The organism is Streptomyces sp. NPDC051940, assembly GCF_040680895.1.
Classification (GTDB): Bacteria; Actinomycetota; Actinomycetes; order Streptomycetales; family Streptomycetaceae; genus Streptomyces.
The window spans coordinates 30,606-43,985 of record NZ_JBFAXR010000015.1 but is presented as its reverse complement, the minus strand read 5'-3'; the positions used below and the strand labels follow the sequence as shown (position 1 = coordinate 43,985).

9 protein-coding genes are annotated in these 13,380 nt (G+C 72.0%); 3 read left to right on the top strand and 6 right to left on the bottom strand.

Annotated features, from left to right (window positions below; translation table 11 throughout):
* Positions 1–24: 24 nt before the first annotated feature.
* The 3 genes from AB0M28_RS09275 to AB0M28_RS09265 are packed head-to-tail and all read left to right on the top strand — an operon-like array spanning position 25 to position 3,150.
* Positions 25–1,194, top strand: a complete 1,170-nt coding sequence (locus AB0M28_RS09275; RefSeq protein WP_365400252.1) for an FAD-dependent oxidoreductase — start codon at positions 25–27, stop codon at positions 1,192–1,194.
* A 53-nt stretch (positions 1,195–1,247) separates the two neighbouring features.
* Complete coding sequence (locus AB0M28_RS09270; protein WP_365400249.1) at positions 1,248–2,141, top strand: RNA polymerase sigma-70 factor; 894 nt, start codon at positions 1,248–1,250, stop codon at positions 2,139–2,141.
* Positions 2,134–3,150 (top strand): HEAT repeat domain-containing protein, encoded by a 1,017-nt coding sequence (locus AB0M28_RS09265; RefSeq protein WP_365400246.1) that lies wholly within the window; start codon positions 2,134–2,136, stop codon positions 3,148–3,150. Before AB0M28_RS09270 ends, AB0M28_RS09265 begins: the two co-directional genes overlap by 8 nt.
* Before the next feature lie 4 nt (positions 3,151–3,154).
* On the opposite strand, the gene AB0M28_RS09260 is transcribed toward AB0M28_RS09265, so the two are convergent.
* From AB0M28_RS09260 to AB0M28_RS09235, 6 genes are all read right to left on the bottom strand, one after another.
* Entirely contained in the window at positions 3,155–5,110 is a 1,956-nt protein-coding gene (locus AB0M28_RS09260) for a beta-galactosidase (RefSeq protein ID WP_365400402.1), read from the bottom strand.
* Positions 5,111–5,184: 74 nt separating this feature from the next.
* The gene (locus tag AB0M28_RS09255) at positions 5,185–7,029 is read right to left on the bottom strand and encodes a sialidase family protein (RefSeq protein ID WP_365400243.1); all 1,845 of its coding nucleotides are present in this window, start codon (positions 7,027–7,029) and stop codon (positions 5,185–5,187) included.
* A gap of 209 nt (positions 7,030–7,238) precedes the next feature.
* Positions 7,239–9,908 carry a hypothetical protein gene (locus AB0M28_RS09250; RefSeq protein ID WP_365400241.1) on the bottom strand — a complete coding sequence of 890 codons (2,670 nt, stop codon included), beginning with the start codon at positions 9,906–9,908 and terminating at the stop codon, positions 7,239–7,241.
* A 452-nt stretch (positions 9,909–10,360) separates the two neighbouring features.
* Entirely contained in the window at positions 10,361–11,674 is a 1,314-nt protein-coding gene (locus AB0M28_RS09245) for a hemolysin family protein (protein ID WP_365400238.1), read from the bottom strand.
* Positions 11,671–12,168, bottom strand: coding sequence for an rRNA maturation RNase YbeY (ybeY, locus tag AB0M28_RS09240; protein WP_365400235.1), 498 nt, complete (start codon positions 12,166–12,168; stop codon positions 11,671–11,673). The genes AB0M28_RS09245 and ybeY overlap by 4 nt, the downstream gene beginning before the upstream one ends.
* A 55-nt stretch (positions 12,169–12,223) precedes the next feature.
* Entirely contained in the window at positions 12,224–13,246 is a 1,023-nt protein-coding gene (locus tag AB0M28_RS09235; protein WP_365400232.1) for a PhoH family protein, read from the bottom strand.
* Positions 13,247–13,380: the final 134 nt, after the last annotated feature.

The following is a 13,380-nucleotide window of genomic DNA, read 5'->3' as shown; positions in this document are numbered from 1 at the left end:
TGGCGGCGAACCAGGGAGGCCCTCATGAGCACCAGCGTCCACCGCATCGTCGTTCTCGGTGCCGGCTACTCGGGCATGATGTGCGCGGCGCGGCTGGCGTACCGGACCCGGCGGCTCGGGGTGCGGATCACCGTCGTGAACCCGTCGGAGCGCTTCACCGAGCGGCTGCGGATGCACCAGGTGGCCGCCGGGCAGCAGCTGGGTGAGTTCCGTATCCCCGACGTGCTCGACGGCACCGGGATCGAGTTCGTACAGGGCTGGGCGACCGCGATCGACCCGGAGCGGCGCGCCGTCGAGGTCGACGGGCGTACCGAGCTCGGCTACGACACCCTCGTGTACGCGCTGGGCAGCACGACCGACGCGTCGAAGGTCCCCGGCGCCGCCGAGCACGCCTTCACCCTCAACTCCCCGCAGATCGCCGGCCTGTTCGCCGACCGGCTGGCCGAGGTGGCCGCCGCCGGCGGCACCGTCACCGTCTGCGGCGGCGGGCTGACCGGCATCGAGGCCGCGACCGAGATCGCCGAGAGCCACCCGGGGCTGCGCGTGACGCTGCTCAGCCACGGCGAGCCCGGCGCGATGATGGGCGACAAGGCCCGCGCCCACCTGTACAAGGCGTTCGACCGGCTGGGCGTGACCGTCCGGGCCGGGGTGAAGGTCGCGAAGGTGATGCCCGACTCCGTCGAGCTGTCGCACGGCGAGCTCGTCCCGTCGGACGTCTGCCTGTGGACCACCGGCGTCGTCGTCCCGCCGCTGGCGGCCGACTCGGGTGTCGCCGTGGACGACCGCGGGCTGATCCTGGTGGACGAGACCCTCACCTCGGTCTCGCACCCCGAGATCCACGCGATCGGCGACGCGGCCGCCGTACGGCAGAAGTGGGGCACCGTGCACGGCACCTGCCAGAGCGGGATCCCCACCGGCGCGTACACCGCCGACACCATCGCCCGTGTGCTGCGCGGCAGGCGGGCCAAGCCGTTCCGGTACGGCTACTTCCACCAGCCGGTGAGCCTCGGCCGGCGCGACGCGGTCATCCAGTTCACCCACGCCGACGACACCCCGCGGCGGACGCGGCTCACCGGGCGGGCGGCCGTCATGTACAAGGAGATGGTCAGCGCCAGCCCGCTCACCACGTACCGGCTGAGCAAGCGGTTCGTCGTCACCGCGCAGCTCTCCAAGGGCGGGAGGGCGACCCGTTGATGCTCACCGCCCACCCCCTTCGGTCACCGGCCGCCGCATGGGATCATCGGCCGGTGACCGAAGGAACGCCGGAACCGGCCGCCACGGACCCGTACCTCGAGCACCGGCGGCTGCTGTTCGCCACCGCCTACCGGATGCTCGGCACCGTCACCGACACCGAGGACGTGCTGCAGGACACCTGGCTGGCCTGGGCGGGCACGGACCGCGCCGCGGTCCGCAACCCCCGCGCCTATCTGGTCCGCACGGTCACGAACCTGTCCCTCAACCGGCTCACCTCCGCCCGCGCCACCCGCGAGACGTATGTCGGCCCGTGGCTCCCCGAGCCCGTGCTGACCTCGCCCGACATCGCCGAGGACGCCGAAATGGCCGACACCGTCTCCACCGCGATGCTGGTGGTCCTGGAGACCCTCAGCCCCGTCGAACGCGCGGTGTTCCTGCTCCGCGAGGTCTTCGGCTACTCGCACGCGGAGATCGCCGAGACGGTCGACCGCCCCGAGGCCACCGTCCGCCAGATCGCCCGCCGCGCCCGCTCCCACGTGCAGGCCCGCCGCCCGCGCTTCGACGCGGACCCGGCGGAACGCCGCGAGGTCACCGCGAAGTTCAGGAACGCCTGCGCGGGCGGCGACCTCACCGCCGTCCTCTCCCTGCTGGCCCCGGACGTCACCGCCTGGTCGGACGGCGGCGGGAAGATCACCGCGGCCCGCCGCCCGCTGCACGGCACGGACCACGTCGCCCGCTGGCTGCTCGGCGTCCTCGCCAAACCGGGCTTCGAGTCCCTCACCTTCCACCCGGCCGCCATCAACGGCGAGCTGGGCCTCCTGGCCAAGCTGGGCGACATCACGGTCGCCACCCTGACGTACGACCTCACGGACGGCCTGATCCACAACCTGCGCATGCAGGTGAACCCCGACAAGCTGAGCGGCCTGAACGGGCTCCTCGGTGACTGACCTCCACTGGCCGCCCGTCCCGGCGGAGCACGCCGAGCCCCGCGAATGGGCGGACTACGACCGGGACATCCGCCACCACTGGTCGTGGCCCTTGCCGGAGCCCGCCTCGCCCCCCACCCCCGAGGAAGCCGCCGCGGCCCTGAGCCACGCGAACGGCCGCATCCGCGAGGCCGCCCTGGACCGCGACCTGCCGCCGTCGCTGGACCCGCTCGTCCTGCTGCGCTGCGTCGACAGCGCGGCGCCGGTACGGGAGTCCGCCCGGCGCAAGCTGACGGCGGCGCTGGGCAGCGCCTCCCCCGACCCCGACCGCCTCGACCGGCTCCTGCGCCACGCCCTCCATCTGCGCGGCCGCCGCCACGGCGGCTGGGCGCTGCAGGAGGTGACCCGCGCCGTCACCGAGGCGGACGCGTGGGAGCCGGCGTACACCTCACCGGACCGGGTGCTCCGCCGTTTCGCCTTCGAGACGGCCGCCGCCGACGGCCGGCTCCCTCTCGAGCGCCTGGCGCGGGTGGCGGCCACCGACGGCGACGTGATCGTCCAGCGCGTCTGCGCGGCGCCGGCCCTGCGCGACCCCCGCCCCGGCGTGCTGGACACCCTGCTGACCGCCCGCGCCACGGCGGTACGGGCCGACGCGGTGACCGCGCTGGTCCGGGCCGGCCGCGGCGCCGAGGCCGCGTCCTGGCTCGCTGACCGCGCCCGGATCGTGCGGGCCTGCGCGCAGTGGGCGGTCCGGCAGAGCGGCGGCGACCCCGCCGCGCACTACCGGGCCGCGGCGCCTGCTCCCGGGGTCGTCGCGGGCCTGGGCGAGTGCGGTACGGCGCGGGACCACACGCTGCTGTGGCCCCTGCTGGACCATCCGCGACCGGCGGTACGGGCCGAGGCCGTGACCGCGCTGGCGGTGCTCGGTGCGGCCGCGGACCCGCGGGTGCGGCGGATGCTCGACGACTCCTCGCCGCGCGTCAGGCGCAGCGCCGCGGCGGCGCTGGGGGCGGGCCCTTCCGGGCGGTAGAGCGCTACAACACCGCCACCCCGTACGGCTCCAGTTCGCGGCCCTGCACCATCACGGGAGCCGGTGTCCAGTTCAGCACCACGTGTCGCGGCGTTCCGTCCGCCGTGATCCGGGTGCGGGCCTGTACCCCCTGCGGGAGGTCGGGGAGGGCCGGGGGGACGCCGGCCGCCGAGCGGATCGTGTCCAGCAGCGTGCGCATCGTCGAGGGGTCCGGGCGGGTGGCGAGGTAGTACGCCGTGCCGGCGCCGTGGCGGTGGGACGTCAGCGCCGGGGAGCCGGTGGCCGGGCCCGAGGTGAAGGTCGCCAGGGGCTCGGCGCCCTCCAGCTCGACGTACTCCGACCAGAGGGACGCCGTCGCGTCCGGGGCGTACGACAGGGACAGCGTCTCCCCCTCCGGCAAGGGGTCGAACTCGTCGATCCGCAGGCCCAGGAGCTCACGGAACACCGCCGGGTAGCCCCCGAGATGGACGCGGTCGTGCTCGTCGACCAGGCCCGAGAAGAAGGACATGAGCAGCGTGCCGCCGTTCGCGACGTACGAGCAGAGGGCGCTGGCCTGCGCCTCCGAGACCATGTACAGGTTCGGGACCAGGAGCAGCCGGTACGGGGAGAGGTCCGCGTCCAGCGGGACCACGTCACACGCAACCGACGCGTCGTACAGCGGCTTGTGGTGGGCGAGGGCCGCGTCCAGGACGCGGACGCCGGACGAGGGGCGGGCGTCCAGTTCGAGGGCCCACCAGTTGGGCCAGTCGAGGACCAGCGCCGCATCCGCCCGCCGCGGCCGCGCGCCCAGCAGCTCCGGATGCGAGGCGAGGGAGGCGCCCAGCGCCGTCACGTCCCGGAACACGCGCGAGGACCGGCCGCCGTGCGGCACCATCGCCGCGTGCCACTTCTCCGCGCCGCCGCGCGACTGGCGCCACTGGAAGAACAGGACGGAGTCCGCGCCGTGCGCCACCGCCTGCCAGCTGTCCAGCTCCATCCGGCCGCGCGGCTTGGCGCCGTTGCGCTCACGCCAGTTGACGGCCGAGGGGGACTGCTCCATCAGCAGCCACGGCTGCCCGCCGCGCAGCCCGCGCATCACGTCGTACGAGAAGGCCGTCAGGTGCGCGGCACCGGCGTCGTGCGGATCCGGGTAGGAGTCGTACGAGACGACGTCCATGTGGCGGGCCCAGGCGAAGAGGTCGAGGGTCCTGGCCACCGGGACGAAGTTCGTCGTCACGGGCACCGACGGGGTGATCCGGTCCAGGACCTCCTTCTCCGCCAGGTACAGCGACAGCAGCTCGTCCGAGGAGAAGCGCTGGAAGTCGATCAGCTGGGCGGGGTTGCGGAAGGTCGGGGCCGTGCGGGGCGGGAGGACCTCCTCGAAGGAGTCGTAGCGCTGCGACCAGAAGGCCGTCGACCAGGCGTCGTTGAGCGCGTCGACCGTGCCGTGGCGCGCCCGCAGCCAGCGGCGGAACGCCTCGGCCGAGACGTCGCAGTAGCAGTGCCGGGAGATGTGGCAGCCGTACTCGTTGCCGATGTGCCACAGGGCGAGCGCCGGATGGCCGCCGTAGCGCCCGGCGACCTGCTCGACGAGGCGCACGGCGTGCTCGCGGTAGACCGGCGAGGACGGGCAGTAGTGCTGGCGCGCGCCCGGCGAGAGGCGCACCCCGTCCTCCGTCACCGGCAGGACCTCCGGGTGCAGGCGCGACAGCCAGGCCGGCGGGGAGGCCGTCATCGTGGCGAGGCACACCGCCTGGCCGCCCGCGGCGAGGCGGTCCAGGTGCTCGTCCAGCCAGCCGAAGTCGTACTCGCCCGGGCGGGGTTCGGACTTCGCCCAGGAGAAGATGCCGACCGTGGCGAGGCTGACCGACGCCTCGGCCATCAGCTCGGCGTCCTCGGCCCAGACCTCCTTCGGCCACTGCTCGGGGTTGTAGTCCCCGCCGTAGGCGATCGAGGAGAGCCTGGCGTAGAAGCGCTCCATACGGTCGGTGCCGGGAATCGGTCGGTCGGTGCCGGGCATCGGGCGCTCCCTGTCAGGTGTCGGGCGGTCCGGCATCAGCCGATCACGTCCAGCGGCAGGCGCAGCCTGAGCCCCGATGTCACGCCCGCGTTCGACGTGCGGATCGAGCTCAGCTCCGCGGCGGTCAGCGCCCGGTTGTACACCCGCATGTCGTCGAGGTACCCGTGGAAGCGGTCCGTGCCGGCGAGCGACTCGCCGAAGTGGTAGCCGTCGATGCCGAACTCCTTGCCGATCGTCACCGATCCGGCCGGCGCCGTGGCCGACACCGCCGTGCCGTCCACGGCGAGCGTCAGCCGGCCGCCGGTGCGCTGCAGGCTCACGAAGTGGAAGGTGTTGTCGTTGTACGCCTGGGCGGTCTTGACCTCCACGCCGCCCTGGTCGGTCTGCAGATAGGCCCGGATCCGGTGGTCGGCGGGCTCGGCGCGCAGCCAGATCTGCGGTTTCGCGGTGCCGCTGCCGTAGCGGTACGCCCAGGCGATCGTGTGCCGGGCGTCGGTGCGGCCGTACTTGAACCACCCCGTCCAGGTGAAGTCGCCGGCGCCGAGGTCGAGGGAGCCGGCGTACGGGACCTCGATCCGCGCGTCGATGTGGTCGTCGGCGTTGTTGAGGTAGACGGAGTTGCCGAACCTGCCCGGCTTGAGCGAGGAGGTACCCCGCACATAGCCCTTGTTCCCGTACGTCGAGGAGTCCGGCGTGGTCGGACCGGGGGCCGGCGGGGGCGGGAAGCCGGGCGGGGTGCCGTTGGGCTGGTCGAGGTAGGCGTCGTTGAATCGGGCCCAGCGGATCCCGCCGTACGGGTTGGCGGACCCGGTCTCGTACAGCAGGCCCACCCGGTCGGCGGCGAGCTCGACCAGCGAGGAGTACGCGCTCCAGCCCCAGTTGACCACGCGCCCCTGGTCCCAGGTCTCCCAGGTGGCGCCCTCGTCGGACGAGGCGCGGACCGTCATGACCTCGCGGCTGTACGGATGGGCGGGGGCGGAGAGGAGCACCCTGCCGCCGTGGTTGACCGTGGAGCCCTGCACGACGGGGCTCTGCAGCGCGGGGTCGGTACGGAACGGGGCGTCGAAGCTCGCGCCCTGGTCGGTGGAGGTGGCGAAGGCGCGGTTGCCGGCGTCCGTGCCGTTCTCGTCGCGGGCCTGGGCGACGACGGCGCCGTCCGCCTTCTCGAAGAGGCTCAGCTCCTGGGGCTTCAGGCTCGTCCCGGTGCGCGTGTCGTCGGCGCCGATACGCCAGTTCAGCCCGCCGTCGTCGCTGTACATGAGGTGGGCGCCGACCCGGCCGTCGGTGCCCTCGTGGTTGCCGCCGACGACCAGCCGGCCGGCGTGCGGGCCGTTCGCCAGCTGGATGCCGGCGTTGGGCCCGGTGGCGTACCAGCGGTCCCACTCCGGCCTGGAGAGCACCGTCCGCATGTTCGTCGCGGCGCCCCAGGAGGCGCCGTCGTCGGTGGAGTACTGCAGATACGGCACCCGGTCGGTGTCGTCCGTGCCCGGATTCCAGGTGCTGAGCAGGGAGATGCGGCCGCTGTCCCGGTCCACGACGGGCGCCGGGTTGCCGCGGGTGTCGCCGTTGCCGGCGAGGACGACCTGCTGGGGCTGCCAGGTGACGCCGCCGTCGAGGGAGCGGCGCAGCACGATGTCGATGTCGCCCTTGTCACCGCAGCCGGCCACCCGTCCTTCGGCGAAGGCGAGCAGATCGCCGTTCCTCGCCCTGACCACCACGGGTATGCGGTAGCAGGCGTAGCCGCCGGTGCCGGCGGTGAAGAGCGCGGTCTCGCTGAACTCGGGGGTCGCGGCGGCGGCCTGCCCGCCGCCGAGCGGGAGGAGGCCGAGGACGCCGGCGACGGCCAGGGCCGTCCGGGTACGGGCGCGGTGTGGGGGCATGGTGCGGCTCGCCTTCCTGTTGCGGCAGGAGTCACGGACCGTCCGGTCGTGGGATATGGGACGTGGGATGTCATGCGCAACTTAGGGGGCGACGGCGCAGGGGTCAAGAGCCCGTTCACGCGACCGGGAACACCCGGAGCGGGCACCGGCCCCGCCCGGGGGTACGGGCGGGGCCGGTGGCTTTCACGGGGCGGGCGAGCGCCCCGGCGTCACGGCACCGGAACGCTGCTGGTCGGGATGTTGTAGCCGCGCAGCCGCAGATACGGGGCCTTCCCGCCCAGGTCCGCCGTGTCGTACCGGGCGGTGACGGTGGTCGACTCCCCCGGGAAGAGGGAGACGTAGTTGTCGCTGTAGTTCACCGGCAGGACCTCGCTCCCGCCGTCGCCCGCGGTGATCTCGGGCCGGAGGAAGAAGCCGATGGCCGTCGTGCTGTTGTTGGTCAGCCGGATCGTGGCGGTCTCGGTGCCGCCGCCGGCCGTACGGCTGACGCTGGTCGCCACCTGGCTGTTCGCGGGCAGCGAGTTGAGCCCGGTCAGGTCGGCGTACGTCTTGACCGCCGTCATGTACCAGGTGCTGCGCTTGCCGAGGACGTCCGGCCGGGTGGAGTACCAGTAGAGGTTGTCGTCGACGACCGCGCCCGACGCGTCCTTCAGCTGCAGCCGGATGAAGTACGTCGCCGACAGCCCGGTGAGCGCGGGCAGCGTGTCGACGACCGCCGCGGCGTTGGCGGCGCCGCCGACCGGGACGGTCCGGGTGAACTTCTGTGACAGGTCGGGGATGTTGTACACGGTCGTGGTGGCCGTGAGCCCGCTCCGCGCGGCGAGCGTGGAGTTCACGGCGGTGACTGCGCGGGTCGCGTAGTCGTACGTCAGATGGACGGGCCGGTTGGCCTTCTTGGCGCCGAAGTAGCTGCCGCCCGGCTTGAGGTAGTAGTCGTACAGGCTCCAGTGCGTGGAGGGCCAGGCGGTGCTCTGCATCCAGAAGATCGTGCCGAACGCCTGGCTGAACCGGTGCGAGCTCCACGCCTCGAAGAAGGACCGGGTGGTCTCGTAGTTCATCAGCTCGGACTTCTTCGAGTAGTCCGCCAGCGAACCCGCCGTGCCATGGCGGCCGTTCAGTCCCGCGTCGTACACGTCGATGTTGTCGAAGACGCTGCCGGACTTGCCCGCGTGGTAGTCGAAGGCGGTGCCCAGCGGCCACTGGTCGGCGGGGGCGAGGAACTTGGCGAGGCTCTCCGCCGGCGGCGGGCCCTCCGTGCCCTCCTCCCCCGTCGTACCGAAGGCGCTGCCGGCCTTGGTGGTGTCCCACCACAGCACGGGCGGCTCCCACTTGTACGGGCCGTCCATCTTCATGCCGGCGTTGGGGTCGGCCCAGGTGGCGACGTTGTTGTTCACCGGGTTCTGCCAGTGCAGCCGGTCGGCGATCGCCTGGTACGCCGCCAGGTGCGCGGCGGTCGGCGGCTGGTCGCTGCCGTGGGCCCACATCATGCTGCTGGCGTGGTGGCGCGAGGCGCGCATCTGCGTCTCCACCGACGCCCTGGCCACCTGCTCCTGCTCGGCGGACCAGCCCTGGTCGTCCTCCCAGGCGCTGCAGCACACCAGGCCGGGCCAGAGCAGCATGCCCTCGCGGTCGGCGATGTCGTACAGCTCCTCGTTGCCGACGTTGCCCTCCAGCCGGATGACGTTCAGGCCCATGTCCTTTGCGTAGCGGACGTGGGCGGTGTTGGTCTTCGTGTCCCAGCGCTGGAACATGTCCCAGGCGTAGCCGCCGCCGCGGAAGAAGAAGTCCTTGCCGTTGACCTGGTAGCGGGAGAAGGACGTGCCCTGCACGGTGGTGCGGGAGTCGGTGATCTCCCGGACGCCGAAGTCGATGCCCCGGGTGTCGGAGACCGCGCCGGCGACGGAGGCGGTGGCGGTCAGCCCGTACAGCTCGGGGCTGCCGAACTCGTGCGGCCACCACAGCACGGGGCTGCTCAGCCGCAGTTGCGGGTACGACGCGGGGGTGAACGCCACCTCGCGCCGCTCCCCCGCCGCCAGGGTCACGTTCTGGCTGACCGTGACCGTGGTCTGTCCGGGCTTGCTGATCGTCGCGGCGACGGTCGTGGTGACGGGCGCGGCGGTGGCGTTGAGGGCGTCGACGTAGACGGTGAGGTCGGCGGTGGAGGTGTCCGGCAGCGGCAGATCGGTCTTCACGTACGGGTCGCGCAGGGCGACCGGCCCGGTGGTCTCCAGCAGCGTCTTCCCCCACAGCCCGGCGCCCATGTCGGGGGCCTCGGGCGACCAGTCGACCGTGCAGAAGGAGAGGTCCTTGCAGGCGTGGGCGGGCGGGGTGACCCGGATCGCCAGGGCGTTGGTCTGGCCGGGCCGGATCAGCGCGCCGGCGTTGTAGGCGTGCTCGGTCATCGTGCCGACGGCGTTCGCGTCGAGCTGCGTGCCGTTGAGCCAGATCTGGGCGCGGTAGCTGACGCCCTTGAAGCGCAGCCAGTACGCCTGCCCGGCGGCGGCGGCCGGGGCGGTGAACTCGCCGCGGTACCACCAGTCGCGGGTGGTCAGATCGGGGACGTTCTTGAGGTTCTGCCCGAAGAAGACGTCCTTGTACGTGCCGTCGGCGGTCAGGGCCGCCATCACGGTCGAGGGCAGGGTGACGGGATGCCAGCCGGCGGTGCCGTACCCCGGCTGGGAGATGACGGGACCGGTGTCCCCGACCTCGTCGGCGGACCGCAGCGCCCAGCCCCCGTTGAGCTCGGCGGACGAGACGGCGGCGGCACCGGCCGCGGTGGCGGAGCCGGCCGGGGGGAACCCGAGAAGGGCGAGCAGCAGACTGAGCAGGATCAGCCCGATCGGGCGGCGCGCTGAGGCGGTGCGTCTGGGCACGTACATCACGACCTCCTGACGAGGAGCGGCATGGAGCCTAATGCGCAACAGTTAGTAAAGTTTCCTAACGCCCCCCAGGCAAGGCCCCGCACACACGACTTCAAGTCGTCCCGACACTCAGGCACTCCGGCCGGGGCCGACACTGCGGTCAGGGGTATGGGGGGGAAGGCCGCATCCCAGCCCGGCCGGCGTCTGAGGCCGAGGCGCGCAGCGCCGATTGTGCGGTCAGGGGTATGGGGGAAGGCCGCATCCCAGCCCGGCCGGCGTTTGAGGCCGAGGCGCGCAGCGCCGACCCGCGTCAGCCGACGCAAGGCGACATGAAGCCCGTCTGGCGCCTGAGGACTCCGGCCGAAGGCCGGCTGCGCGTCAGCCGACGCAAACGCAACTCGAAGCCCGGCCGGCGTCTGAGGCCGAGGCGCGCAGCGCCGACAGTACGGTCAGGGACACCGCCGCACCGGTCAGCGCCCCTCCTCCTCCGAAGGAGTCGCGCGGACAGGCTCCACCAGCACCGTGACGATCTTGTTCCGCCGCCCCGCCGCGGACTCCGCCGTCAGCCGCAGCGCCGTCAGGCTCGGATCCGATCCGTCATGGGAGACGTCGACCTCCGTCGTCGCGCCCGCGATCGGGACCCGGCCGAGGGACTTGGCGAGGAGACCACCGACCGTCTCCACGTCCTCGTCGTCCAGCTGCAGGTCGTACAGCTCCCCGAGATCGCCGATGTCGAGACGGGCCGTGACCCGGTAGCGCTCCGAGCCCAGGGGCTCGACAGGCGGCAGCTCCCGGTCGTACTCGTCGGTGATCTCGCCGACGATCTCCTCCAGGATGTCCTCGATCGTGACGATCCCGGCCGTCGAGCCGTACTCGTCGATCACCACCGCGACGTGGTTACGCTGCCGCTGCATGTCCCGCAGCATCGCGTCGGCGTTCTTGGTGTCCGGCACGAAGTACGCCGGCCGCATGGCGGTCGAGACCGGCTCGGACTCCGAGTCGCGGTTGATGTGCGTCTTGCGGGCGAGGTCCTTGACGTACACGATGCCGACGACGTCGTCCTCGTTCTCCCCGGTGACCGGGATGCGCGAGAAGCCCGAGCGCAGCGCGAGGGTGAGCGCCTGGCGGATCGTCTTGTAGCGCTCGATCGTCACCACGTCCGTACGCGGCACCATCACCTCGCGTACGAGCGTGTCGCCCAGCTCGAAGACGGAGTGCACCATCCGGGCCTCCTCGTCCTCGATGAGGGACTCCCGCTCCGCGAAGTCCACCATCGCCCGCAGCTCCTGCTCCGAGGCGAAGGGACCCATCCGGAAGCCCTTGCCGGGGGTGAGCGCGTTGCCGAGGAGGATCAGCAGCCGGGGGATCGGGCCCATGATCCGGGCCAGCGGGAGGAGGACGTACGCGGCGGCCGTGGTCGTACCGACCGGGTGCTGGCGGCCGATCGTGCGCGGCGAGACGCCGACCGCGACGTACGAGACGAGCACCATGACGCCGATCGCCACCGTCAGCGCCTGCCAGGTGCCGTCGACCTCCTCCAGACTGACGTAGGTCACGATCGCCGCCGCGCCCATCTCGCACGCGATACGCACCAGCAGCGCCACGTTCAGATAGCGCACCGGGTCGTCGGCGACCTGCACCAGCTTCGCGGAGCCGCGCCGTCCGGCCCGTACCGCCTCCTGGGCGGAGACCCGCGTGGTGCGCGACAGACCGGTCTCCGCGCAGGCGGCCAGCCAGGCGACGACGACCAGCAGGACCGCCAGCGCGATCAGCTGACCGGTCATCGGGTGGTGGGCGCGGGGGACGGCCCCTCGATACCGCGCTCGGCGCGCCAGCCGTCGACGATGGCCTTCTGCAGGCCGAACATCTCCGCCTTCTCGTCCGGGTCCTCGTGGTCGTAACCCAGCAGGTGCAGCACCCCGTGGACGGTGAGCAGCTGCAGCTCCTCGTCCATGGAGTGCTTCGTCGGCGCGTCCTCGCCCTGCTTCTTCGCGACCTCCGGGCACAGCACGATGTCGCCGAGCAGCCCCTGCGGCGGCTCCTCGTCGTCCTTGGCCGGCGGGCGCAGCTCGTCCATCGGGAAGGACATCACGTCCGTCGGCCCCGGCTCGTCCATCCACTGGATGTGCAGCTGCTCCATGGCCGGGGCGTCGACGACGATGACGCTCAGCTCGGAGAGCGGGTGGATCCGCATCCGGGCCAGCGCGTAGCGCGCGACGTCCAGCACCGCCGTCTCGTCGATCTCGGTGCCGGACTCGTTGTTGACGTCGATGGACATGGGCTGCTCTTGCCGTTCTTTCGAGGTGGCGCCGGCGGGCGCCGAGGGGCGTGGGCTACTTCTTGCCGTGCTTGTGGTCGAACTTGTCGTACGCCTCGACGATACGGCTGACGAGCTTGTGGCGTACGACGTCCTTGCTGGTGAGCAGGGAGAAGTGGACGTCGTCGACGCCCTCGAGGATGCCCTGCACCTGACGCAGCCCGGACTTGGTGCCGCCCGGCAGGTCGACCTGCGTGACGTCGCCCGTGACCACGATCTTGGAGTTGAAGCCGAGCCGGGTGAGGAACATCTTCATCTGCTCGGGGTTCGTGTTCTGCGCCTCGTCGAGGATGATGAACGCGTCGTTCAGCGTCCGGCCGCGCATGTACGCCAGCGGTGCGACCTCGATCGTTCCCGCGGCCATCAGGCGCGGGATCGAGTCCGGGTCGAGCATGTCGTGCAGCGCGTCGTACAGCGGGCGCAGATACGGGTCGATCTTCTCGTAGAGCGTGCCGGGCAGGAAGCCCAGGCGCTCGCCGGCCTCGACCGCGGGGCGGGTGAGGATGATCCGGTTGACGCTCTTGGACTGCAGCGCCTGTACGGCCTTGGCCATCGCGAGGTACGTCTTGCCGGTGCCGGCGGGGCCGATGCCGAAGACGATCGTGTGCCGGTCGATGGCGTCGACGTACTTCTTCTGGTTCAGCGTCTTGGGGCGGATGGTGCGGCCCCGGTTGGACAGGATGTTCTGGGTGAGGACCTCGGACGGCGAGTCGTGGCCGCCGGCCTCCCCCTCTTCGCTCTTCTGCAGCATGGCGATGGTGCGCTCCACGGCGTCCTCGGTCATGGGCTGTCCGGTGCGCAGCACCAGCAGCATCTCGTCGAACAGGCGCTGGATGAGGGCGACGTCGGACGCGTCGCCGGTGGCGGTGACCTCGTTGCCCCGGACGTGGATGTCGGCCGCGGGGAAGGCCTTCTCGATGGTGCGGAGCAGCGAGTCGCCGGAGCCCAGCACGGTGACCATGGGGTGCTTCGCCGGAATGGTGATCTGAGCGCGCGCCGCACTCTCGTCGCTGCGGCGGCTGGAGGGTGTCTGTGTCATGGGCCGGCTCTATGGCCTGCGGGTCCCTTTTCCTCGACGACGACTGGTTCCCGGCCATGGTAGTCGGGAAGGCGGGGGCGGCGGCGAGCGGATTTCCCCGCCGGTACCTCCCGTGCCGCTACTCCCGGGGGAGT